At 68.7% G+C, this 22805-nt stretch carries 19 protein-coding genes, 1 tRNA gene and 2 pseudogenes; 7 read left to right on the top strand and 15 right to left on the bottom strand.

What is annotated here, in order from left to right; all coding sequences use genetic code 11:
• The coding region (locus BJP32_RS14165) for a M14 metallopeptidase family protein (RefSeq protein ID WP_233126852.1) at positions 1-1620 on the bottom strand (1620 nt) is incomplete at its 3' end.
• 399 nt (positions 1621-2019) lie between these two features.
• Here BJP32_RS14165 and BJP32_RS14160 point away from each other — a divergent pair.
• The gene (locus BJP32_RS14160; RefSeq protein WP_046654445.1) at positions 2020-3303 is read left to right on the top strand and encodes a dicarboxylate/amino acid:cation symporter; all 1284 of its coding nucleotides are present in this window, start codon (positions 2020-2022) and stop codon (positions 3301-3303) included.
• Positions 3304-3592: 289 nt separating this feature from the next.
• Positions 3593-4267, top strand: coding sequence for a helix-turn-helix transcriptional regulator (locus tag BJP32_RS14155; protein ID WP_143255484.1), 675 nt, complete (start codon positions 3593-3595; stop codon positions 4265-4267).
• Between the two features lie 10 nt (positions 4268-4277).
• On the opposite strand, the gene BJP32_RS14150 is transcribed toward BJP32_RS14155, so the two are convergent.
• Together BJP32_RS14150 and BJP32_RS14145 are read right to left on the bottom strand one after the other, a co-directional pair.
• Positions 4278-4529 (bottom strand): hypothetical protein, encoded by a 252-nt coding sequence (locus tag BJP32_RS14150; RefSeq protein WP_076224574.1) that lies wholly within the window; start codon positions 4527-4529, stop codon positions 4278-4280.
• A gap of 173 nt (positions 4530-4702) precedes the next feature.
• Positions 4703-5299, bottom strand: a complete 597-nt coding sequence (locus BJP32_RS14145; protein ID WP_233126851.1) for a hypothetical protein — start codon at positions 5297-5299, stop codon at positions 4703-4705.
• 83 nt (positions 5300-5382) lie between these two features.
• Here BJP32_RS14145 and BJP32_RS14140 point away from each other — a divergent pair, with 83 nt between their 5' ends.
• The 3 genes and pseudogenes from BJP32_RS14140 to BJP32_RS17920 form a co-directional block, all read left to right on the top strand.
• Positions 5383-6585, top strand: a complete 1203-nt coding sequence (locus tag BJP32_RS14140) for a threonine ammonia-lyase (protein ID WP_076224572.1) — start codon at positions 5383-5385, stop codon at positions 6583-6585.
• Entirely contained in the window at positions 6566-7108 is a 543-nt protein-coding gene (locus BJP32_RS14135) for an FKBP-type peptidyl-prolyl cis-trans isomerase (RefSeq protein WP_076224570.1), read from the top strand. Before BJP32_RS14140 ends, BJP32_RS14135 begins: the two co-directional genes overlap by 20 nt.
• Positions 7105-7263: pseudogene (locus BJP32_RS17920) on the top strand (hypothetical protein); the annotation flags it as partial. The gene BJP32_RS14135 and the pseudogene BJP32_RS17920, both read left to right, overlap by 4 nt.
• 2 nt (positions 7264-7265) lie before the next feature.
• Here BJP32_RS17920 and queG read toward each other — a convergent pair.
• The 3 genes and pseudogenes from queG to BJP32_RS14120 form a co-directional block, all read right to left on the bottom strand.
• A pseudogene (gene queG / locus BJP32_RS14130) lies at positions 7266-8366 on the bottom strand (tRNA epoxyqueuosine(34) reductase QueG); the annotation flags it as partial.
• A gap of 25 nt (positions 8367-8391) precedes the next feature.
• Positions 8392-9078 (bottom strand): glutathione S-transferase family protein, encoded by a 687-nt coding sequence (locus BJP32_RS14125; protein WP_046654457.1) that lies wholly within the window; start codon positions 9076-9078, stop codon positions 8392-8394.
• 64 nt (positions 9079-9142) lie between these two features.
• Positions 9143-10123 (bottom strand): cation diffusion facilitator family transporter, encoded by a 981-nt coding sequence (locus BJP32_RS14120; RefSeq protein WP_076224566.1) that lies wholly within the window; start codon positions 10121-10123, stop codon positions 9143-9145.
• Between the two features lie 127 nt (positions 10124-10250).
• On the opposite strand from BJP32_RS14120, the gene BJP32_RS14115 reads away from it, so the two are divergent.
• Positions 10251-11057, top strand: coding sequence for an undecaprenyl-diphosphate phosphatase (locus tag BJP32_RS14115; protein ID WP_046654460.1), 807 nt, complete (start codon positions 10251-10253; stop codon positions 11055-11057).
• Between the two features lie 75 nt (positions 11058-11132).
• Here the strand turns inward: BJP32_RS14115 and BJP32_RS14110 are convergent, their stop codons facing one another.
• Both BJP32_RS14110 and BJP32_RS14105 read right to left on the bottom strand, forming a co-directional pair.
• Positions 11133-12104, bottom strand: coding sequence for a complex I NDUFA9 subunit family protein (locus tag BJP32_RS14110; RefSeq protein ID WP_076224565.1), 972 nt, complete (start codon positions 12102-12104; stop codon positions 11133-11135).
• 144 nt (positions 12105-12248) lie between these two features.
• Positions 12249-13913 carry an amidohydrolase gene (locus BJP32_RS14105; protein WP_083674010.1) on the bottom strand — a complete coding sequence of 555 codons (1665 nt, stop codon included), beginning with the start codon at positions 13911-13913 and terminating at the stop codon, positions 12249-12251.
• A 75-nt stretch (positions 13914-13988) separates the two neighbouring features.
• Here BJP32_RS14105 and BJP32_RS14100 point away from each other — a divergent pair, with 75 nt between their 5' ends.
• Positions 13989-14420, top strand: coding sequence for a DUF488 family protein (locus BJP32_RS14100; protein WP_003164041.1), 432 nt, complete (start codon positions 13989-13991; stop codon positions 14418-14420).
• Positions 14421-14426: 6 nt separating this feature from the next.
• Here the strand turns inward: BJP32_RS14100 and BJP32_RS14095 are convergent, their stop codons facing one another.
• From BJP32_RS14095 to BJP32_RS14065, 7 genes are all read right to left on the bottom strand, one after another.
• Positions 14427-16397, bottom strand: a complete 1971-nt coding sequence (locus tag BJP32_RS14095; protein ID WP_003164040.1) for a M1 family metallopeptidase — start codon at positions 16395-16397, stop codon at positions 14427-14429.
• A gap of 52 nt (positions 16398-16449) precedes the next feature.
• Positions 16450-17727: a multidrug effflux MFS transporter gene (locus BJP32_RS14090; RefSeq protein WP_003164039.1), complete on the bottom strand. Its 1278-nt coding sequence runs from the start codon at positions 17725-17727 to the stop codon at positions 16450-16452.
• A gap of 103 nt (positions 17728-17830) precedes the next feature.
• A complete protein-coding gene (locus BJP32_RS14085) occupies positions 17831-18940 on the bottom strand; it encodes an HlyD family secretion protein (RefSeq protein ID WP_076224563.1) in 1110 nt (369 codons plus the stop codon).
• Between the two features lie 13 nt (positions 18941-18953).
• Positions 18954-20645, bottom strand: a complete 1692-nt coding sequence (locus BJP32_RS14080; RefSeq protein ID WP_076224561.1) for an MFS transporter — start codon at positions 20643-20645, stop codon at positions 18954-18956.
• The gene (locus BJP32_RS14075) at positions 20642-21196 is read right to left on the bottom strand and encodes a TetR/AcrR family transcriptional regulator (RefSeq protein ID WP_233126850.1); all 555 of its coding nucleotides are present in this window, start codon (positions 21194-21196) and stop codon (positions 20642-20644) included. Before BJP32_RS14075 ends, BJP32_RS14080 begins: the two co-directional genes overlap by 4 nt.
• 397 nt (positions 21197-21593) lie before the next feature.
• Positions 21594-21678 (bottom strand) — tRNA-Leu (locus tag BJP32_RS14070).
• Positions 21679-21769: 91 nt separating this feature from the next.
• Positions 21770-22777, bottom strand: a complete 1008-nt coding sequence (locus BJP32_RS14065; RefSeq protein WP_003164036.1) for a fumarylacetoacetate hydrolase family protein — start codon at positions 22775-22777, stop codon at positions 21770-21772.
• Between the last annotated feature and the right edge of the window lie 28 nt (positions 22778-22805).

Here is a 22805-nt window from a genome sequence, read left to right as displayed (position 1 = left end):
GCCCGGATACTGCAGGTCGTGGGGGTGGTCCTGCGGCTCGAACATGTCCAGCACGTGCGGGCGATAGGCCTGGGCCGTCTTCACGACATAGGAGCCCGCCGGATAGGTCTTGCCGCCCACGGTGAAAGCGCGGACAGCGCGCTCGACGTCGACGCCGGTCTTGATCAGGCTGTTCAGGAAGGCGACGGCGGTCGGCAGGTCGGCCTGATCCGCCGGGATGACATAGCCGCGCGGGTCGCGACGGGCCGGGTCGCGCATGATGCGCTCATACAGGGCCGGATCGACGCCGCGTCGGGCGTCGGCCTGCGTTCCGGCCGCGGCGTTCAGCGCATCCACCGCCGAGGGGGTGAGGCGCCAGGTGTCGGTATTGCCCTTGTCGATGGCGTTCTGGCCCATGCGCCAGATGTTGAACAGCGTCCGGTCCTTGTTGCGCGAGGCGTAGTTCAGCACGGCGCGGTTGATCGACTGCGAATAGTCGATCGACTGGGCGAAACGCCAGGTCTGCGGCGCGACCGGCATGGGCAGGTCGTTGCGCGGCAGCTGGTTCTGCGGGATCAGGCTGATCCGGCTGGGCGTCGGGTGGCCGGTGATCTCGGTCAGCAGACCGACGGCGTTGTGGAAATAGGTGACGGAGCGCTCCATCCCGTTGTTCCATGTCGAGTAGTTGGCCCCGCTGCGCATGGTCGAGCCGGGCTTGCCCTCTTCGATCAAACGGCTGTGCATGGCGGCCCCGACCTCGGACAGGGTGCTCATGACCAGCGGGTCGTAGTTGTAGTTGAAGGGGTCGCGGAACGGCGGCATGAAGACCACGGTCCCCGCCGGCGCCGTCTGGTGGTGGTTGTAGATGATCTGCGGGAACCACTCGCGGAAGAACTGCCGGTTGACGTTGGTCGTCTCGGCCATGGCCGACAGGTAATAGTCGCGGTTGTTATCGTGGCCGACGTACTTCTGGTACAGCACCGGGATGCTGTCGTACTCGCGCTTCAGCGGGTCTTCGTTGCGCATATACCAGGTGGAGACCAGCTCCCACCCGTCGGGGTTCAGCGGCGCGAACAGGATGACCACGTCGTCCAGAATGCGCTTGGCCTCGGCGTCCTCGGCCGTCAGCCATTCATAGAGGGCGGCGATCAGGGCCTGGGGCGGCACCGTCTCGGTGGAGTGCAGGCCGCCGTCGATCCAGACCACGGCCTTGCCCTCGGCGGCCAGGGCGCGGGCCTCCTCCTCGCTGACGCCCTCGGCCTTGGCCAGGCGGCGCGCGATCTCCTGATAGCGGTCGATATTGGCCAGGTTCTGCGGCGAGGAGACGACCGAGAGGTATTGCGTCCGCCCTTCCGACGACCGGCCGATCTCCAGCAGCTTCATCCGGTCCGACTGCCCGGCTAGGGTGTGCAGATAACGCTCGAACTGGGTGTAGGTGATCAGGCGATAATCCGCGCCGACCTCATGGCCGAACGCTTCCATCGGCGTGGTCAGGGCGCGGGCGGGCGCAGCGGCCGCCGCGGCAGGGGCGGGAGAGATGGAGGCCGCCGCCTCCAGCGCCAGGGCGCTGGTCGACGAGAGGGCCAGGACAGCCAGTCCGGCGGCCAACCGGCGTGCAGAACCAAGGATGGGGCGGGACATGCGGACTCCTGATGCGTTCACTCGATCAGCCTTCTGCGAGGCTTGAGCGCAGCTTGGCGTCTTCCAGGCGTGAACGCAATTTGCATCGATCTGGTCGTCGCTGTCTCAAGAGAGTAATTTTCCTGCGCTGTCTCGGACAATTCGGGAGAGATCGCCCCTTTCCGGAATATGTTTCAGACATGAACGAAATTTCGGACTTCAGGCCGGAAAATATTCGTTTCTAGGCCGAAATTCGGCGGCCGATCCATGTCTCCCCCGCCTGGGCCTCGAGGAGTTCGTTGGAGCTCAGAGGATTTTCGTTTATTCGCTGCCTCTTCCTTCTGGGCGGGTGGGGATCCTCCATCGGTTTGTAACTGCGGTCCGGCGACGTCGGGCCTGCAAAGCTGGACGACTTTTTGTATGAAACGCTTGTTCGCCTATTTCATCGTCGGAGCCATGATATTGGGGGTTCTCACAGGGTGGGGCCTCAATCATTTCCTGACGGCGGATCAGGCCTCGGCCGCAGCGTCGAACCTGAATCTGATCACCGACGTCTTCCTGCGTCTGATCAAGATGATCATCGCGCCGCTGGTGTTCACGACTCTGGTGGCGGGCATCGCGCACATGGAGGACGCCGCTTCGGTGGGGCGGATCGGCGTCAAGACCATGACCTGGTTCATCGGCGCCTCGATCGTGTCGCTGGTGCTGGGTCTGGTGATGGTTCAGCTGCTGCAGCCGGGCGCGAACATGCATCTGCCTGAAGCCGTGGCGGCCAGCGCGCCGGCGGCTTCGACGGACGCCTTCTCGCTGCATGGCTTCATCACCCATCTGGTGCCGACCTCGATCTTCGACGCCATGGCCAAGAACGAGATCCTGCAGATCGTCGTCTTCTCGGTCTTCGTCGGCACGGCGGTCGCCGCCCTGGACGACAAGGCTCCGGCGGTGCTGCACCTGGTCGAACAGGCCGCCTCCATCATGCTGAAGGTGACCGAGTTCGTGATGAAGCTGGCGCCCTTCGCCATCTTCGCCGCTCTGGCCTCGACCATCGCCACCCAGGGTCTCGAGATGCTGGGCACCTACGCCAAGTTCGTGCTGGGCTTCTACGGCTCCATGGGCGTGCTGTGGGGTCTGCTGTTCCTGGCCGGCGCCGTGGTGCTGGGCAAGCGGGTGATCCCGCTGTTCCGCGAGATCCGCACCCCGACCCTGCTGGCCTTCTCGACGGCTAGCTCGGAAGCGGCCTATCCGCGCATCCTGGAGGCCCTGCCCAAGGTCGGCGTGCGCCGTCGCATCGTCAGCTTCGTCCTGCCGCTGGGCTATTCGTTCAACCTGGACGGGTCGATGCTCTACTGCACCTTCGGCACCATGTTCATCATGCAGGCCCATGGCGTGCAGCTGAGCGTGTCGCAACAGATCTTCATGCTGCTGCTGCTGATGGTGACGTCCAAGGGCATCGCCGGCATTCCGCGCGCGTCGCTGGTGGTGATCATGGCGACCCTGACCTACTTCGGCCTGCCCGAGGCGTGGATCGCCATCGTCCTGGGCGTCGACCACCTGCTCGACATGGGCCGCTCGGCCACCAACGTCGTCGGCAACTCGGTCGCCGCCGCGGTGGTCGCCAAGTGGGAAGGCGAACTGGACGACATGCCTGTGGGCGACGGGCCTGTGGACGGGGCTGACGGGGCGGAGCGCCCGGCGACAGCCTGACGGTCATTCAGACGATCAAGCGAGAGCGGCGGCCCTGCGAAGGGTCGCCGTTTTCAATTGCCTTTCGGGCGACGCGCTGCGGTCGCCTTCAGTGAGCGGTCAGATGGGTCGCGAATCTGTCAATTGCAGCGACGCTTTGCCTTGAAATGTGAAATTCAAGACTCAAAAAGCAATAAGCGTGCGTCTTCTGTGGATATGCGTTAAGGTATCGTTAGTGCTCAGGCGTTGCTTACGTTGAAGATGCCGCCGGTTTCGAGCGAGGCCGTGCGCCAGTCCTGGAGCGTTGGCGTTGGAACAAGCTGTGTGGGAGGCCGGTCGGGCAGGACGCCGGGCCGCAGAGGGGGCGTGGTTCGCCCCGGACAGACGATCGAACCCGGATCGCCGTCGTCGGCCATTGACGGCGGCCGCCGACGATGTCGAAGGGCAGTGCAATCGCGCCCTGGCCGCCTGGATCGATCACGAGATGCGCGCGCGCCTGCTGGTCACGCGGATGCTGGAGGTGGTGTGGCTGAATGAGGCCGCGCGCGCGCTCCAGGAAGACGGCGACCTGTTCGAGGTCGAAGGGGGGCGGCTGTCCCTGCGGTCGCGCGCCCTGCCGCGTCTGATGGCGCAGGCGCGATCAGATGAAACGCGGTGTCTGGCGACGCCGGGGTCTGACGGACGGACCTGGGTGATTTGGGCGCGCGAGGTGGCGTCGGCCCCGACCTGCCTGATCGGCCTGACCCTGCAGCGCGTCGGCGGCGAAACGCGCTTCCAGGCCCTGATCGAGACCCACCTCTTGTCGCCGTCCGAAGGGCGGATCGTGGAGATGTTGCTGGCGGGGAACGAGACCGGCCGCATCGCCCAGATCATGGACGTCTCGCTGGAGACGGTCCGGTCCCACCTCAAGCGCGCCTATCAGAAGATGGGCGTGCGCAGCCGCGGCGAACTGTTCGCCCAGGCCCTGGCTTTCGTGGTCCCTTGAGCGAAGGCGTTTAGGGCGCGCTCGGCGTGGTCAGCGGCGCGGCCGTCGCCGCCGGGGCTTCGACGGCCTTGTCGATCAACAGAGGCCCCATGGCGAAGGCGGCCACGGCGGCGCCGGCCGACAGGGCCAGCACGGCCACCACCCCATAGGCGATCAGCGAGCGCGACCGGCGACGGCGAAACCCGCCCGGCCGCACGTTTCGCACCAGCACATAGGGGCGGTTGGTGAAGGCTTCGGAGCCGATGATGTTGTGCTGGGACAAAGAAGACGCTCCCGACTTTTCCTTGAACGGAACGCCTCAGAGAGCGGCTTCTTGGGGCCAAAGGATGGCGAACGCCGGTCAAACGACGACGGCCGCGCAGAGGCGCGGCCGTCGAAAAAATGCTCAGCTAACGGCCTAGTTTACGGCCCAGCTAACGGCTCAGCTAAGGGGGCTCAGCCCCCCAGGGTGACGTTGACGGCGCGGCCGCCGCGCGTCTGCACCCGGCGCATCAGCACCATGACGCTGTTGCCGGCCTTGACCGGGGCGATCAGGAACCAGCTTCCGTCCGGCAGGCCGGAGAAGCGGAAGCCGCCGTCGGCGCAGGGCTCGGCCCGTTCATAGGAGCGATAGTCGGCGCCCTGCTCGCCGGCCGATCGGGCGCGCACCACGGCGGCCGGGACGGCGGCGCGATCGGCGGCGCCGTACAGGCGGTCGATGCGGGCGCGGGTGTAGCGGGTGTCGGGGATCAGGCCGACGTTGCCGGCGCACTGAAAGACGCGACCGTCCTGAGCGAAGGCCACGCGGCCCTCGATCGAGGCCTGCCCCGCGCGGGTCGACCAGGCGAAATCATCGGCGTTGAAGACGGCGGGGCCGACGGCGCTGCCCCCCATCGGGGTCGTGGCGCAGGCGGAAAGGGCCAGACCGCCGATCACGAGGGCGGCCAGCCCCTTGAGGCGGGCGGGCGAGCGCGAGAAGGTGGTCATGGTGGCGGCTCCCGGTTTCAGTTCAGGCGTCGGCCCGGCATGACCTTGCAGGGCAGGGCGAGTCAAGGTTGCTCGCCGTCGCGCCCTGTTCCAAAAGGGGGCCGTAGACCGGACGAAAGAGGCCGGCCGTAAACAAAATCAGGGAATTCATGACCGTCACCATCGACGACATCCGCGAGGCGCAAAAACGCATCGCCGGTCAGGTCGACCGCACGCCCGTCCGCTATTCGCGCCGCCTGTCGCAACTGACCGGCGCCGAGATCTGGATCAAGTTCGACAATCTGCACTTCACCGGCAGCTTCAAGGAGCGCGGCGCCCTGAACCGGCTGCTGCAGCTGACGCCGGACGAGAAAAAGCGCGGCGTCGTCGCCGCCTCGGCGGGCAACCACGCCCAGGCCCTGGCCTATCACGGCGGCCGTCTGGGCGTGCCCGTGACCATCGTCATGCCCGAGGGCACCCCCTTCGTGAAGGTGGACGGCACCCGCGCCCATGGCGCCAATGTGGTCATCCACGGCCTCGACTTCTCCGGTTCGACCGAGGAGGCCAAGCGGCTTCAGGCCGAGCACGGCTATGTCTTCGTCTCGGCCTTCGACGACGAGGGCATCGTCGCGGGGCAAGGCGTCTGCGGCCTGGAGTTTCTGGAGGACGCGCCGGACCTGGACGCCCTCATCATCCCCATCGGCGGCGGCGGCCTGATCGCGGGCAGCGCCATCGCCGCCAAGGCGATGAAGCCGGGCATCAAGATCTTCGGCGTCGAGGCCGCCCGCTATCCGTCCTTTACGGCGCGCCGTCGCGGCGAACCGGCCAAGTGCAGCGGCCAGACTATCGCCGAGGGCATCGCCATTAAGGCTGTGGGCGAAATCCCCTTCGCCCTGGCCGACAGCCTGATCGACGAGGTCTTCGTCTGCGAAGAGGCCGACTTCGAAAAGGGCGTGGCCCTGCTGGCGACGCTGGAGAAGACGGTGGCCGAGGGCGCCGGGGCCGGCGGCCTGGCCGCCATCCTGGCCAACCCGGAACGCTTCAAAGGCATGAAGGTCGGCGTCGAGCTGACCGGCGGCAACATCGACGCCCGCATGCTGGCCGTGGTGCTGAACCGCGAAATGGTCCGCGAGAAGCGGCTGATCGTCTATCGCATCCTGGGCGACGACCGCCCCGGCATGCTGTCGGCCATGGCCGCCGTGATCGGCGGGCGGGGCGGCAACATCATCGACGTGGTGCACAACCGGCTGGCGCTGGACGTGCCCGCTAAAGGGGCCGAGTTCGACATCATGGTCGAGACCCGCGACGCCCGTCATGCCGAGGAAATCGGCGCCGCCTTGAAGGACCAGGGTTATGAACTTCGCATGGGTTAGGCGCCCTCTCGGCGCCGCCATGGCCGCGACCGCTCTTCTGGCCCTCTCCGCTTGCAGCCGACCGTCCGGCGCGCCTGAAGACCTGGCCAAGAACGCGGCTGAATCCGCCGCCTTCATGAAACAGAACGCCTCGGAAGAGGGCGTGCAGACCCTGCCGTCCGGCCTGCAGTACAAGGTCGTGGCCTCCGGTCCGGCGGGCGGCGTCAGCCCCGATCGCAACGACCTGGTCAGGGTCGACTATGAAGGCACGCTGACGGACGGCACGGTGTTCGACAGCTCGTTCAAGCGCGGCGCCCCGGCGGTCTTCTCGCCCGAGGGCGTGGTGCCCGGCTGGACCGAGGCCCTGCAACTGATGAAGCCCGGCGACGAGTGGATTCTCTTCCTGCCGCCCGAGCTGGGCTACGGCGAGATGGGCGGCCCGCCGATGATCCCCGGCAATGCGGTGCTGGTGTTCCGCCTCAAGCTGCTGGACGTGGCCCCCGTGCCCGGCGGGGGGCGCGGCGTGGGCCAGGCGATGGGCTGATCTTCCTTCTCCCCTTGCGGGAGAAGGTGTCAGGCGGAGCCTGACGGATGAGGGGTTTCTCCACGGGGGAAGCCCCTTTTTGCTAGGTCTGAGGGCGGCGAGACCCCTCATCCGACCCGCTGCGCGGGCCACCTTCTCCCGCAAGGGGAGAAGGACGCCATTCCTGCTTCACAGCTTCATCTGTCTCGCTTGCCCGCCGCGTCTCGCGCAGCTCGGCGAACCGCTCCGGCGATAGCTGCGACAACGCCCACACCGCCGCACCGCGCACCACGGGGGCCGGATCGTCCAGCAGCCGCTCGACCGCCTCGATCAACGTCGCCTCGCTCGAGTTCCCCGCCGCATAGAGCGCATTGCGAATGAACCGGTCGCGGCCGATCCGCTTGACCGGGCTCTTGGTGAACAGGGCGCGGAAGGCGGGGTCGTCCAGCGCCAGCAGGTCCGCCAGCGGCGGCGACTTCAGCGCATCGCGGGCCTGCAGCCGCGTCTCCGACGCTTCCTGCGCGAACTTGTTCCACGGGCAGGCGGCCAGGCAATCGTCGCAGCCGTAGATGCGGTTGCCCGTCGCGATGCGGAACTCGCGCGGCCAGGCGCCGGCATATTCGATGGTCAGATAGGAGAGGCAGCGTCGGGCGTCGATCTGGAACGGTGCCGGAAAGGCCTGCGTCGGACAGGCGTCCAGACAGGCGGTGCAGCGGCCGCAATGCTCGACCTCGGCCTCGTCCGCCTCGATCTCGGCGGCGGTCAGTACGGTCCCCAGGAACAGCCAGTTGCCGTGGGTGCGGCTGAGCAGATTGGTGTGCTTGCCCTGCCAGCCCAGGCCCGCCCGCTGGGCCAGCGGCTTCTCCATCAGGGGGGCGGTGTCGACGAAGACCTTGACCTCCTGGCCCAGCCGCGCGGCGATCTGGCCGGCCAGGATCTTCAGCCGACCTTTGATGACCTCATGATAGTCGTCGCCGCGCGCATAGACGGAGATATAGCCCGCCGACGCCTCCTCCAGCTCGGGCCGGGGGTCTTCGTCGGGGCCGTAGTTCATGCCCAGGACGATGGCCGTCTTCGCCCCGTCCCACATGGCGGTGGGATGGGCGCGGCGCTCCAGCGTCGTCTCCATCCAGCCCATGTCGCCGTGACGGCCCGCGTCGACGAAATGGGCCAGCTTCTCGCCCGCGCTCCACGGATCGCTGGCCGAGGCGAAGCGGCACACGCCGAAGCCCAGTTCGGCGGCGCGCTGTCGGATGAAGATGCGGGGATCGGCCGCCATGAGGGCGCTTTAGCCCTGAGGGGCCTCAGAAGTCGAGGTCGGCGTACCAGGGCGCCGGGTGCACGCCGGGGAAGCGGTCGCCCAGCAGCGGCCGGAAACAGGGGCGCGACTTCAGCTTGGAGTACCACAGCTTCAGCGACGGCCAGGACGCCCAGGCGATCTCGCCGAAATAGTCCAGCACTGACAGATGGCCCGCCGCGATCAGGTCGGCCTGGCTGAGACGGCGTCCGGCCAGCCACTCGCGTCCCGCCGCCAGCGGCTCCAGCACCGTCAGATGGCTTTTCAGCGCTTCGCGGCCTTCACGCAGCATCCGCGCGTCGGGCGGGCCGAGCCGCAGCAGGGGCTTCTCCATCCGCTCATGCAGCAGGACGGCGTCCACTTCGTCGGAGAAGCGACGGCTGAACCAGGTCGCCAGACGGCGCGCCTCGGCCCGCTCGGCCGCATCGGCGGGCAGCAGGAAGTCGCCCTTGGAACGGTCTTCCAGCCAGCCCAGGATGGCGTCCAGCTCGCACAGGGTCAGAGGCCGGTTCTTTTCCGTCGTCGTCAGCACCGGCGGCATGCCCGAGGGATTCATCTCGAACAGGGGGCAGTCGTCCTCCCACGGGCGAACCGCCTCCTCGCTATAGTCGACCTTGGCCTCGCCCAGCGCCAGCCGCGCCGTGCGCGAAGCCGGGTGATAGGCGAAATGATAGAGGACGGCGGGCGTGGACATCGTCCGCCTTCATGCGCCCGCGCGCGTTAAGGCTCCGTTTACCGCGCGCGATTGTCGCAGGGGGTCAGGACCAGGGTCCGGCTTGCGGCGAGGGCGCTTCGGGCGAGGCGGCGTCCGACGTCTCCGGCCGCGTCGTCGCGAAGGCGCCGCCGTGCGGTTCGGCCGCGCCGCGCGGGTCGGCGTGGATCAGGATGTCGGCGTGGGGAAAGACCTTCAGCACCCGCTTCTCGGCGTCCAGGATGATGTCGTGCGCGGCCTTCAGGCTGAGGTCGGGGTCCAGGTCGACGTGCATCTGCACCATCAGGGCCTGGCCCGCCATGCGGGTGCGCAACTGGTGGACGTTGGCGACGCGGTCGTCCTCGGTCACGGCGGCGACGATGGCGGCGCGCTCCTCGTCCGAGGCGGCCCGGTCCAGCAGGTGGCCGGCTGCGTCCTTCAGCAGGCTGACGGCGCCCCAGGCCAGCCAGACCGCGACCACCAGGCCCGCCGCCGCGTCCAGTCCCGGCGCCTGGAGGAAGGCGCCCGAGATCACTCCGACCAGCACCACCACATTGGCGGCCAGATCGGCGGCGTAGTGGGCGCGGTCGCCCGCCACGGCCAGGGAGCCGGTCTTCTTCATCGCCTGGGTCTGCATCCACACCAGACCCGCCGTGACGGCGATGGATAGGAGGACCACGCCCACGGCCCAGCCGCCCGAGGTGACAGGGCGGGGATCGAAGATGCGCTGCACCGCCTCCCAGCCGATGAAGACGCCCGAGGCCAGCACCATGCCCGCCTGCACCAGCGAAGCCAGACCTTCGGCCTTGCCGTGACCATAGCGGTGGTCGTCGTCGGGCGGGGCGGCGGCCCAACGCACGGCGAAGAAGGTCGCCAGCGACGCCACCAGGTCCAACGCCGAATCCGCCAGGCTGGCCAGGATGGAGACCGAGCCGGACGCCCCCAGGGCGAAGGCCTTCATGACGATCAGCAGGACCGCCGTCCCCACCGACAAGGTGGTGATCCGGCGCGTGGTCTCATGGGCGGCGTCGAGGGGAGAGGCGGTCATTTCCCTGCCCTTGTCGCCCAAAACAGCGCCCGCGCCAATGGCGGCGGCGGGGCGGGGACGCTAAGGAGAGGAGACGGGACGCCGCAGGGCGCAGCGCGCCCGACGTAAAGATCGAGACGGAGCATTCATGGCGGACTGGCTGACGGCGATCCTTCTGGGTCTGGTCGAAGGGTTGACCGAGTTCATTCCGGTGTCGTCCACCGGCCACCTGCTGCTGCTGGGGCATTTCCTCGGCTTTGAAAGCACCGGCAAGACGTTCGAGATCGTCATCCAGCTGGGCGCCCTGCTGGCCATCATCAGCGTCTATTTCAAACGGCTGTGGACGCTGGCGACGCGCTGGCCCTTCGACCCGGAGGCGCGGCGCTTCCTGATCGGCCTGCTGGTCGCCTTCCTGCCGGCGGTGGTGATCGGCTTCCTGGCCTACGGCTTCATCAAGACGGTGCTGTTCGAGACGCCGCTGGTGATCTGCGTCGCCCTGATCATCGGCGGGGTGCTGCTGCTGTGGCTGGACCGGATGCGCAAGGTTCCGGCCTATCTCGATGCGGACCGCTATCCCTTCCGGGTCTATTTCCTGATCGGCCTGTTCCAGTGCCTGGCCATGATCCCCGGCGTGTCGCGTTCGGGCGCCACCATCGCCGGCGGCCTGCTGCTGGGCACGGACAAGCGGTCGGCGGCCGAGTTCAGCTTCTTCTTGGCCCTGCCGACCATGGGCGCGGCGGTCTTCTATGACCTGTTCAAGAACCGCGACGTGCTGGACTTCAGCGACCTGGGCCTGATCGCCATCGGCTTCATCGCCGCCTTCGTCTCGGCCCTGGCCGTGGTGCGCTTCCTGCTCGACTTCGTGTCCAAGCGCGGCTTCGGCCCCTTCGCCTGGTGGCGCATCGTGGTCGGCGTCGTCGGCATCATCGGCCTGGGCGTGACGGGCGCGCTCTGACGCCCTCATGCCGCGTGATTAAAAAACCCCTCGGGACGTCGGTCCCGAGGGGTTTTTCTTGAGCCGTATCTGAGATCAGGCGGCAGGGCTTTCGGCGTACTGGCCGCCGTCGCGGTAGCGCCACAGATAGCTCGGCGCGATGGCTTCCAGGCCCGAAGGCTCGACGCCCAGGTCGGCCAGGCCCTTGGCGCCCGGCGCCACGACGTTGTCGCTTTCCAGCAGCACGACCTGATCCTTGGTCAGGGCCGGAGCCAGGCCGATCACGGCCGGGATCTGGGCCAGGGAGCCGATCAGACGCGCGACCGGGAAGGGCAGGGGCAGCAGGATGTTCCTGCGGTTGGTCTCGCGCAGGATGAACTTCAGGATGTCCTCGAAGGTCCAGACCGACGGGCCGCCCAGTTCATAGGTCTCGCCCGCCGCTTCGACGGCGACGGTCGCGCGAGCGACGGCCTCGGCGACGTCGGCGACGTAGACGGGCTGGAACCTGGTCTGGCCGCCGCCGATCAGCGGCAGGACCGGCGACCAGGTCGCCATGGCGGCGAAGCGGTTCAGGAACTGGTCGCCCGAGCCGAAGACGATCGACGGGCGCACGATCACTGCGCCGGGGAAGGCGGCGCGCACGGCGGCCTCGGCCTCGCCCTTGGTGCGGGCGTAGTCGGCCTTGCCGTTGGCGTCGGCGCCCAGGGCGGAGATGTGGGTCAGGCGCTTGGCGCCCGCCGCCCTGGCCGCCTCGGCGACATTGGTCGCGCCCTCGACGTGCAGGGTCTGGAACTTGCGGCCGCCGGTCTCGAACAGGATGCCGACCAGGTTGATCACGGCGTCGGCGCCGCGCACGGCCTCGGCTACGGCGGCCTTGTCGGTAATGTCGCAGCGGACGACCTGAACCTGGCCGACGTCGCCGGCCATGTGCAGCACGGGCGCGCTCTTGGCGTTGCGCGCGGCGACGCGCACGCGCCAGCCGCGACGGGCCAGGGCGCGCACCACCTGGGTTCCGATGAAGCCCGAGCCTCCGAACACGGTGACCAGACCGGGGGCGAAATCAGCCATCTCAGACGCTCCAACGCCAAGCCCCGGCCGCACACGCAGCCGGAGGCGAAAATCTCATGGGCGGGGCTTAACCGAAGCGGCCCCGCCCCGCAACGAGAAGGGGCGGGATTCCGCCCGATCCGCCAGCCCCTTCAGCCGGCCCCCTCAGTCCGCGCGGTGGACGATGCGCCCGCCCACGACCGTCAGCACGGCCCGGCCCTTGGTGATGTCGGCGGCGGGGACGGTCATCAGGTCGATGTCGAAGGCGGTGAAGTCGCCGCGCTTGCCCACCGCGATGGTGCCCAGTTCGTCCTCGCGGAAGCTGGCGTAGGCGGGCCACAGGGTGAACATCTTCAGCGCCGTCGCCCGATCGACCGCTTCGTTCGGGCGCCAGTCCGGCCCCTGGAAGCCGTTCAGGTCGCGCCGCGCCACGGCGGCGTAAAACTCGATCAGCGGATCGCCCCGCTCGACCGGCGCATCCGAGCCGCCGACCACGATCACCCCGCGATCCACCAGCGTATGCCAGGCGTAGGCCCCGTCCAGCCGCGCGTCGCCCAGGCGGTCGGCGGCGAAATGCAGGTCGCCGATGGCGTGGCTGGGCTGCATGGAGGCGATGATCGGCAACTCGTCGAAGTAGTGATAGTCGCTGGGCCGGATGATCTGGGCGTGCTCGATGCGCCAGCGCGGATCGGCCAGCTTCCACTCGGCCTTCGGCACGGAACGCAGGGCTTCTTCATACCAGGCGGCGACATCGTGGTTGCCCTGATCGCCGATGGCGTGGGTGGCGATCTGGACGCCGGTGCGCAACGCCTCCTGATACAGGGGCATGACCTCTTCGCGCGAGGTGCGCATCAGGCCGGTGGTGTCCGGGCGATCCGAATAGGGCTCGAACAGCTTGGCCCCGCGCGAGCCCAGGGCGCCGTCGGCGTAGAATTTGATCGCCCGCGTGATGACCAGGCCGTCGCCCGCGTCGCGCGGGCCGCCTGCCATCAGGGCGCGCGCGTCGCCCATGTCGATGTTGTTGTAGACGCGGGCCGTGGCCTCGCCGTCGCGCGCCATCTGCTCCAGCAGGGGCACGTCCTTCCACGGCGCGCTCATGAAGTGAATGCCGGTCCAGCCGTAGCGGGCGTAGACGTCGAAGCCCGCGCGATAGGCCGCGCGCGTGGCCGCCGCATCAGCCTGCGGCGCCAGGCCCGCGATCAGGTCGCCCGAGGCGTCGACCAGCAGGCCCGTCGGCCGGCCGTCCGGTCCCTTCAGGATGTCCCCGCCCGAGGGCGAGGGCGTCGAGGCGTCGATCCCCGCCGCCTTTATCGCCGCGCTGGATACGGCCACCGCATGGCCGTCGGCGCGGGTCAGCATCACGATCCGGCCCGGCGCGGCGGCGTCCAGATCGACGGCGGTCAGGAAGCGCTTCTCGGGCCAATGGGTCTCGATCCAGCCGCGGCCGACGATGACGCCCTCGGGATGGGCTTCGGCCCAGGCGCGGAGCCTCTGCATGGCTTCGACGACCGAAGCGGAGCCTTCCAGGTTCAGCGTCGTTTCGCGCCAGCCGATGCCGTCCAGGTGGGCGTGGCCGTCGGTGAAGCCAGGGAACAGCGCCGCCCCCTTCAGGTCCACCACCTCCAGCCCCTCGGCCGACGGGGCGCCGTTCGCCGCGCCGACATAGGCGATGCGCCCGTCGCGCACGACCACCACCTCGGCGGTCGGCCGGGCTTCGTCGCCGGTATGGATCGGCCCGCCCCGGATCAGCAGGTTCTGGGCGTAGGCCGCGGGCGCGGCCGCCAGCATCAGGGCGGCGGCCAGGGACAGGGTCTTCAGGGTTCGGATCATCAGCGCCTCCAGTCGCGGCGCAGGGGAGCCGCAGCCGGGCTTGGCGTCAAGCGATCCTGCGCGCATCATCGCCGCATGAAGCTGTTCACCATCGGCTATGAAGGCGCGACGCAGGCCCAGGTCATCGACCGGCTGAAGGCGGCGGGGGTCGAACTGGTCGCCGACGTGCGGGCGGTCGCTTCGTCGCGCATCGCGGGCTTTTCCAAGACCGTGCTGGGCGAAAGCCTGAAGGCCGAGGGGCTGGACTATCTGCAACTGCGCGCCCTGGGTACGCCCAAGGCCGGGCGCGACGCGGCGCGCAAGGGCGACGCCGCGACCATGCGCGCCGTCTTCAGCGCCCATATGCAGGAACCGGACGCCGAGGCCGCCTTCCAGCAACTGCGCCATGTGGCGGGCGAACGGCGCGTCGCCCTGCTGTGCTTCGAGGCCGACGCCTGCGGCTGCCACCGCTCCATCCTCGCGGACCGGCTGGCGCGCGAGGACGGGGCGGAGGTGACGAACCTCTAGACGGCCTTACGGACGCCCCACCACCTGATCGACCGAGTTGCTGGTGACCGGGTGGTACAGCGGCCGGGCCTTGGCGTAGATGCGCGTGGCGATCGGGCGGCCCCAGTCGCCTTCGGCCCACAGGGTCTGGAACAGCGGCAGGACGAATTTGCGCCGTCCCTGGCTGGTCAGGAAGCGGTCGGCCACAGCCACGGCGGGCTCGTAGCGGTTGGCCAGGGCGGCCTGCAGCCAGGCGAAGACCAGTTCGGCGTTGCCTTCGCGGTCCAGCTTCAGCGTGCTTTCCAGATCGGCCAGCTGGGCCGGGCTCAGCCAGTCGGCGCCCGCCGCCAGCCCCTCGGGCCGCCACGATAGGAAGCGCAGGCGCTGCTGGGTGTTCCAGTCCTTCCACGGCACGGCCGAGGCCGGGCCCTTGGCGACGTAGAAGGCGCGGGCGGCCGCATCGACCGGCTCGAAAGCGTGCGACACCGGCGCCTGGACGTTGGACGGCAGACCCGGTTCATAGACCCAGGCGTTCAGCTGCAGCCGTTGCTCCAGGGCCGCGTCGCCCTTGATCAGGTGCGTGCGGATGTCCTGAAGGAAGCGTTCCGACGTCATCGGCCGCCAGGCGTTGCGCTCGAAATAGCCGCGCAGCCAGGCGTCGAACTTCTCGCGCCCGGCGATCTGTTCGATGGTCCGCAGGAAGGCGGCGCCCTTGTCATAGGCGATGGTGTTCATGCCGTCGTCGGGATCGCGCCCGGTCAGCTCCAGGTGCAGGCGGGTGTCGGCCGGGGCCAGCTCCTTCAACTCGTCCTGCAGCCCGCTCCAGGCCAGAACCTGCTCCTGCACGGCGGCGTCGCGGCCGTAGACGGCCTCCATGATCCGGTTCTCGAAATAGGAGGTGAAGCCTTCGTTCAGCCAGAAGTCGTCCCAGGTGGCGTTGGTCACCAGGTTGCCCGACCAGGAGTGCGCCAGCTCGTGCGCCACCAGCGAGACCAGCGACCGGTCCCCGGCGATGATGGTCGGGGTGGCGAAGGTCAGCATGGGGTTCTCCATGCCGCCGAAGGGGAAGCTGGGCGGCAGGACCAGCAGGTCGTAGCGGCCCCAGCGATAGGGGCCGTACAGGGCCTCGGCCGCGTCCACCATCTCGGCGGTCGGCTGAAGCTCGTGCGCCGAGGCCTGAAGCTGGCTCGGCTCGGCCCAGACGCCGGTGCGCTCGTCGAACGGGGCGAAGGCCAGGTCGCCGACGGCGACGGCGATCAGATAGGGCGGGATCGGGTTGTCCAGCTTGAAGCGCCAGGCCTTGGTCCCGGCGCCGGCCGCCTCGCCCTTCGGCGTCAACTGCTCGGCCGACATGACGACGGTCAGATCAGCCGGGGCGGTGATGCGGGCGGTGTAGGACTGGCGGACGCCCGGGCTGTCCTGGGTCGGGATCCAGGTGCGGGTCAGGATTGCCTGGCCCTGGCTGAACAGATAGGGCTTCTGGCCGCCCGCCGTCTGTTGCGGGCTGAGCCACTGCAGGGCCGAGGCGTCGGGGCGAGTGGAATAGTCGATGACGATCTTCTGCGTCTCGCCGCCTTGGAAGGCCGGGATGCGCACGGTCAGGGGCTGGCCCTTGATCGGATCAGACGCGCCCAGGCTCCATTGCAGGGCGCGGCCCTGGGCGTCGGTCACGCCCTTGATGTCCAGCATCTTGGCGTCCAGCACCACCTCGGTCGCGCCGGGACGGCCGGTCACGTCCAGCGTGGCCTTGCCCGACAAGGTCTTGGCGGCGAAGTCGGCGGCCAGGTCCAGGTCGACGTGCGTCACCCGCGCCTCGGCCGGGCGGGCGTAGGAGTGGGCGTCGTTGACGTAGTCGGTCGCGGGGGCCGGGGCCGGCGCGGCGGGGACCAGCGGAGTCATGGGGGTGATCTCTCCGGTCGTGGCGCAGGCGCCCAGGGACGTGGCGAGGGCGGCGGCGAGGGCGAGGGCGGAAACCCGCCCGACCAGCTTCAGGGTCATCGAACGCTCCGTATTCAGATGCGCCCGAAAAGGCCCCCTCGCGCCCGAAAGATCAAGCCTTTGCTGCGGGCGGCGGCAGGTGATGCGCCTTGAACAAACGCCCCTTCTCGGCCGCCAGCACCAGCAGCAGGGCCGCGACGCCCAGCAGAACGAAGCCCACGGTCATCGGCACGGTCGAACCGTCGAACTGCTGGCCGATGGCGAAGCCCAGCAGGGCCCCGCCGATCGAGGAGATGAAGCCCTGGGCCGAGGAGGCCGTGCCCGCGATATGGCCCATCGGCTCCATGGCCATGGCGCCGAAATTGCCGGCGATGAAGCCGAAGCAGAACATCTTGCAGGCCTGCAGCGCGGCGAACATCCACAGGCTGTCGTGGCCCAGGTAGGCGATGACGGCGTGCAGGGCGCTGAAGCCGATGAAGCCGATCAGGGCCGTGTGCGCGATCAGGCGCGAGCCCAGCTTCTCGACCAGGCGGGCGTTCAGGATCGAGGCCACGGCGATGCCCGCCGCCACCAGGGCGAAGACGACTGGGAACAGGCCCGGCGCCTTGAACACGTCGAAGAAGATCTGCTGCGAGGAGTTGATGAAGCCGAACAGCGCCCCGCTGATGACCGTCATGGCCAGGGTGTAGCCCATCCCCTGACGGTGGATCAGGGCGAAGCGGAAGGCGCCGGCGATGCGGCCGAGATTGATCGGCATCCGGTCTTCGGGATGCAGGGTCTCGGGCAGGCGCAACCCGGCCCAGATCAGGAAGGCCCCGCCCGACAGGGCGAAGACGCCGAAGATCCACGGCCAGGGCGCGACCAGCATGATCATCTGCCCCACGGCGGGCGCGATGATCGGCACGCCCAGAAAGACCAGGAAGCTCAGCGACATGACGCGCGCCATGGTCCGTCCGACATAGCGGTCGCGCACGATGGAGACGGCCAGCACCCGCGTCGCCGCTGCGCCCACGCCCATGCCGACGCGCGACAGGATCAGCAGGTCGAAGCTGTGGGCGAAGGCGGCCAGCACGCTGAAGGCGACATAGACGCCGATGCCCGCGAACAGCACGGGGCGTCGTCCGTAACGATCCGACAGCGGGCCATAGAACAGCTGCGCCCCGCCGAAGCCCAGCAGATAGGCGGTGATGATCCACTGACGGCTGTTCTCATTGGTCACGCCCAGGTCTTGGCCGATGTGGGGCAGGGCCGGCAGCATGGCGTCGATCGCCAGGGCGTTCAGCGCCATCATCACCGCGATCAGGCAGACGAATTCGGCGAAGCCCGGCCCCTTGGCGGGAAGCGACGGCTTGGCCTCGATCTCGGCGGGCGGGGTCGGGGCTCGGGTCATGGAGAGCAGATGCCGCCTGCGACAGGCTGACGCAACCCTGCAAAGGTGAAGTTTTTTGCGCTGCAACAACAAGACAGGCGATGAGCAGGGTCCGAGCCGGAGCCTAGTCCTTCACCGTGATCCGCGCCGTCACCGACATGCCGGGCGACAGGCGCTCGACGCCTTCCTGCCCCGGATCGACGGCGATGCGGACGGGGATGCGCTGGGCCACCTTGGTGAAGTTGCCGGTGGCGTTGTCGGGACGGATGACGCTGAACTCCGAGCCGGTGGCGGGCGAGATGCGCTCGACCTTGCCGGTCAGGACGCGGCCGCCCAGGGCGTCGACGGTGATCTTGACAGGCTGGCCCACGCGGACGTCGCGCATCTGGTTCTCCTTCATATTGGCCGTGACCCAGACCACGTCGGGGACCAGGGCCGTCATCTGCGTGCCGACCGCCACCTGCTGGCCCTGACGCATGGAGATTTCGCCCAGGCGGCCGTCGCGCGGCGCCTCGATGCGGGTGTTGTCCAGATCGATCTGGGCCAGCCGGACCTGGGCGCGAGCGTTCTCGACGGCGGCCTCCAGCGAGCCGCGGCTGACCACGGCCGAGGTCACGCCGGTCTGGGCCACGTCCTCGGCGGCGCGGGTTTCGGCCAGCTGGGCCTCGGCGGCGCGCAGGGCGTTCTGGGCCACATCGACCTGGGCCTGGGCGACCCAGCCGCCCTCGAACAGGGTGCGCACGCGGGCCGCATCGGCCCGGGCCTTGGTCACGGCCGACTGGGCGGCGGCGATGGCGGCGCGCGTCTGGGCCACCGATCCGCGCGCCGAGGCCTGGCTCTGGGCCGAGTTGGCCAGGGCCGCCTCGGCCGAATGCAGCGAGGCCTGCGCCTGCTCCAGACGCTGGCGATAGATGCGGTCGTCGATGGTGGCCAGCAGCTGGCCCTGCTTCACCGTCTGGAAGTCCTGCACCTCGACCGAGGTGACATAGCCGCTGACCTGGGGGCTGATGATCGTCACCTGGCCGCGCACATAGGCGTTGTCCGTCGTCTGCGGTCCGCCCGAGAACGGCGGCAGGCCCCAGGCGTGCAGGATCAGCCCGGCCCCGATCAGGGCGATCACGCCCAGGACCACGCCCCACATCATCCGCCGCGTCCTGGACACCAGGGGCGGAGGCGCGGCAGGCGCAGGCGCTTGAGCGGGAGGCGGCGGGGCGGAGGGGGAGGCGTCGGTCATGGTCGGGTCCGGTTCACTCGGCGGAGGGCGCTGGCGCTTGGCTCGCCTGGGCGGCGTCGCGACGGCGGGCGCACAGCGCCTCGATGCGGGGGCGGTAATGGTTGACGGCGACCCAGCCGGCGCCGACGGCGGCGACGACGGAGATCATCAGGAAGACGTCGTTGTAGGCCAGCACCTGGGCCTGCTGGCTGACCTGCTGGTGCAGCAGGCGCAGGGCCGCGCTCTGGCGCAGGGCCGGGTCGTCGATGACGTGGGCGTAGGCGCCGCCCAGCTGTTGCAGCCGCTGCACCGTCTCGGGATCGCCTAGGCCGATGCTCTCGGCCAACTGATTGGAATGGAACTTCTCGCGCAGGGTCTGGACGGTGCCGATCAGGGCCGAGCCCATCAGGCCGCCGACGTTCTGGCACAGGGAGAAGAAGATGATGAAGCTGATGAAGCTCTTGCCGCCGCCCTGCAGCACCTTGCCGAAGCCGATGATCATCGTCGGCCCGATGAAGAAGGCGGCGGCGAAGGCCAGCAGGGCCTGGCTGACGTACAGCTCGCTCGGCCGCGTCAACACGGTGGCGTGGCTGTCCAGATAGGCGCCCAGGGCGATGAGGCCCAGCGCGATGGAGATCGGCTTCCACAGTTTGTTCGGGTTCAGGGTGAAGGCGCTGACCAGCGACCCCGCCGCCGTGGCCGCCAGCATGACCCAGAACAGGCTGTGCATCTGGTCGTTCCCCAATCCCATCTGCTGCAGGAAGCCGACCGCGCCGGTCGTCTGTTCCGACAGGACGATCCGCATCAGCAGGATGGCCAGCATCAGGCGCACGATGTCACGCCCTGCCAGCCAGCGCAGGTCGATCAGGGGATTGGCGCGGTTGTACTCATGGATGGCGGCGGCCGACAGCAACAGGACGGCGGCGGCCAGGGCCCAGCCGACCCACGGCGCCTCCAACCACCAGACGATCCGCCCCAAACCCAGCACGGCGCTGAGCAGCGCCATGCCTGGCGCGAACAGGGCGAAGGTTATGAAGTCCTGCGGCTCGAAGCTCTTGATGCGCTGGGCGGGCGGCATCTTCAGGGCGAAGACGGCGGGCAGGGCCACCAGCACCAGCCCCACCTCGAACATGTAGAAGGCCCGCCACAGATCGCGGTCCAGCAGGGTGGTGACGCCCAGTCGCGCCGCTGGGATGGCCAGGCTGGACAGGCCGACGCCCAGGATGATGCCCTTCAGCCGGTGCTGCGCCGGAAAGGCCTGAATGATGTAGAGGATGCCCAGCGTCGTCATGCCCGCCGCCGCGACCCCGGCGACGGCCCGCACCACCAGGGTCGAGACGAAGTCCTGCAGGAACAGGTGGGCCAGGGCGGCGGCCAGGAAGACGATCAAGACGATCTCGGCGAACAGCCGCAGGCCGTACTGGATGCGGAATTTGACCAGCAGCAGGTTCATGCTGGCGTTGGTCATGACGAAGATGACCGGCAGCCCGGCCGCCTCGGCCAGGGTCACGCCCAGCGATCCCGCCAACTGCGGCTGGTTGGCCGTCACCGCCGCATTGCCCAGGCTGCCGGTCATGGTGACCAGGGCGCCCACCAGCCCATAGGCCAGGCGCCAGGGCATCGTATGGTCGGGCGTCGACGGCGAACCGGGCATGACCGGCCGTTCGTGCGGTTTCAGCGTGGCGAAGAATTCTTCCCAGGGCAGATTCCAGTGACGGCGGCTCATGCGCGCGCTCCGCCCTGGGCGCGCACCATCTCGAGCGCCAGCTCCAACGAGCGGCGGCTGAGAGCGATACGATCCTCGGACGAGACGACGGCCCGCGACGGCGCGCCCAGCATCAGGGCCAGGACGCGAATGTCCTCGACGGTCAGATCGGCCCGCACTCGCCCCGCCGCCTGCGAGACGGCCAGGGCCTCGGCGCCGGCCTCGCGCAGGCTTCGCCGCACCGGCTCCATCGCCTCGACCTTCAGGTCGCGAATGGCGGTGGACAGGCCGGCGCTGCCCATCATTAGGGCTGCCATCTGATCCAGAAACCACAGGAAGGCGTCCGGATCATGCAACCGCGCGCGCGTGCGGCGGCCCAGATCCTCGATCTGCTCGACGAAGATCGCCAACACCAGCTCCGACCGATCGGCGAAGTTTCGATACAGCGTCGCCCGCCCCACCCCGGCCTTTTCGGCGATCAGATGCAGAGGCACGTCCAGCCCGTCGCGCGCAAAGGCCTCCTCGGCCGCCTTCAGCAGCCTTTCGCGGCGTTCCGCGGCGTCTTGTCGCAAGGGGCGGGTCATGAGGCGCTAAGTGGACACTTGTGTCCGCTTGTTCAAGGGGGCTGTTTTCTTGAAATGCACAAGTTGCGCGCACGCTGCGCCGCGATCGGCGTCGCGGGCGGGGACTGTGCTACAGAGGGACGAGGAAGGACGATGATGCTCGCACGCACATGGAAAGCCCTAGCGGTCCTCGGCGTCTGCGTAATGCTGTCGGGTTGCTATTCCTGCTCGCTCAACGGCGGCTGGGAGCGGCAGATGAATCCGTTCTGCGCCGAGGACGGGGCCCTGGTCGGCGCCGCGCCCTTGTCCGTTGAGGCGTCCGCGATTCCGCCGACGGGTCGTCTTGCGGGATATGATTCGCCGAGGAGAGCGTCGCTCCAATCCTCAGCGGAGCCTTGAAGTCAGCTGGTGCCGGTGGTCGGACTCGAACCGACACTCCTTGCGGAACCGGATTTTGAGTCCGGCGCGTCTACCAATTCCACCACACCGGCACGGCTAGGCTCAAGGCGGCGCAATCTAGCGGCGGCTGTGGTCGCGTCAATCGATGAAGCGCAGCCGCCGCCAGTTTTTACGTCGGACGCCTCAGGCCGCCGCCACCGTCTGTTCGATGGCGCCGAACAGGGTGTGATGCTTGTCGTCCAGCATCTCGATGCGAACGGTATCGCCGTGCTTGAGGAAGGGGGTCTTGGCCGCGCCGGTCTGGATGGTCTCCACCGTGCGGATCTCGGCGATGCAGGAATAGCCCAGGCCGCCTTCGGACACCGGCTTGCCGGGGCCGCCGTCGGCGTCCTTGTTCGACACCGTGCCCGAGCCGATGATCGTCCCGGCGCCAAGGGCGCGGGTCTTGGCCAGGTGGGCGATCAGCGTGCCGAAGTCGAAGGTCATGTCGACGCCCGCGTCGGCGCGGCCGAAGTCCTGGCCGTTGACCTGGACCAGCAGGGCGCCCGACAGCTTGCCGTCCGTCCAGCGGTCGCCCAGGGCGTCCGGCGTGACGAAGACCGGCGACAGGGCGCTGGCCGGCTTGGACTGGACGAAGCCGAAGCCCTTGGACAGTTCGGCCGGGATCAGGTTGCGCAGGCTGACGTCGTTGACCAGGCCGACCAGGCGGATCGCCGCCAGCGCCTCTTCGCGCGTCGCCCCCAGGGGCACGTCGCCGGTCACGACCACGATCTCGGCCTCCAGGTCGCAGCCCCAGGCCTCGTCCTTCAGCGGGATGGCGTCGCGCGGCGACAGGAAGCCGTCGGAGCCGCCCTGATACATCAGCGGATCGGTCCAGAAGCTCTGCGGCATCTCGGCGCCGCGCGCCTTACGCACCAGCTCGACGTGGTTCACATAGGCCGAGCCGTCCGCCCACTGATAGGCGCGGGGCAGGGGGGCGGCGGCGTCGCGCTCGTGGAAGCGGCCGCGCGGCACGGCTTCGTGCTCCAGGCTCTCGGCCAGGGCGCGCAGCAGCGGCTCGCACCGCTCCCAGTCGTCCAGCGCCGCCTGCAGCGTCGGGGCGATCAGGAAGGCGTCCGTAAACCAGTTCAGGTCGTTGGAGACGACGACGAGGCGGCCATCACGGCCGTGCTTGAGCGAGGCGAGTTTCATAAGAAGAAGCTAGTCTTGAGAGCGAAGC

It is taken from the genome of Brevundimonas sp. ZS04, assembly GCF_001956865.1.
Classification (GTDB): Bacteria; Pseudomonadota; Alphaproteobacteria; order Caulobacterales; family Caulobacteraceae; genus Brevundimonas; species Brevundimonas diminuta.
The sequence above is the reverse complement of the archived record's forward strand: the minus strand, read 5'-3'. Positions and strand labels throughout refer to the sequence as shown.

Coding starts and splice junctions, on each gene's coding strand:
- BJP32_RS14065 (WP_003164036.1), bottom strand. CDS start 22,777: ATGAAACTCGCCTCGCTCAAGCACGGCCGTGATGGCCGCCTCGTCGTC.
- BJP32_RS14090 (WP_003164039.1), bottom strand. CDS start 17,727: ATGACCCGAGCCCCGACCCCGCCCGCCGAGATCGAGGCCAAGCCGTCG.
- BJP32_RS14110 (WP_076224565.1), bottom strand. CDS start 12,104: ATGGCTGATTTCGCCCCCGGTCTGGTCACCGTGTTCGGAGGCTCGGGC.
- BJP32_RS14085 (WP_076224563.1), bottom strand. CDS start 18,940: ATGACCGACGCCTCCCCCTCCGCCCCGCCGCCTCCCGCTCAAGCGCCT.
- BJP32_RS14135 (WP_076224570.1), top strand. CDS start 6,566: ATGAACTTCGCATGGGTTAGGCGCCCTCTCGGCGCCGCCATGGCCGCG.
- BJP32_RS14095 (WP_003164040.1), bottom strand. CDS start 16,397: ATGACCCTGAAGCTGGTCGGGCGGGTTTCCGCCCTCGCCCTCGCCGCC.
- BJP32_RS14120 (WP_076224566.1), bottom strand. CDS start 10,123: ATGACCGCCTCTCCCCTCGACGCCGCCCATGAGACCACGCGCCGGATC.
- BJP32_RS14160 (WP_046654445.1), top strand. CDS start 2,020: ATGAAACGCTTGTTCGCCTATTTCATCGTCGGAGCCATGATATTGGGG.
- BJP32_RS14080 (WP_076224561.1), bottom strand. CDS start 20,645: ATGAGCCGCCGTCACTGGAATCTGCCCTGGGAAGAATTCTTCGCCACG.
- BJP32_RS14115 (WP_046654460.1), top strand. CDS start 10,251: ATGGCGGACTGGCTGACGGCGATCCTTCTGGGTCTGGTCGAAGGGTTG.
- BJP32_RS14105 (WP_083674010.1), bottom strand. CDS start 13,913: ATGATCCGAACCCTGAAGACCCTGTCCCTGGCCGCCGCCCTGATGCTG.
- BJP32_RS14140 (WP_076224572.1), top strand. CDS start 5,383: ATGACCGTCACCATCGACGACATCCGCGAGGCGCAAAAACGCATCGCC.
- BJP32_RS14100 (WP_003164041.1), top strand. CDS start 13,989: ATGAAGCTGTTCACCATCGGCTATGAAGGCGCGACGCAGGCCCAGGTC.
- BJP32_RS14125 (WP_046654457.1), bottom strand. CDS start 9,078: ATGTCCACGCCCGCCGTCCTCTATCATTTCGCCTATCACCCGGCTTCG.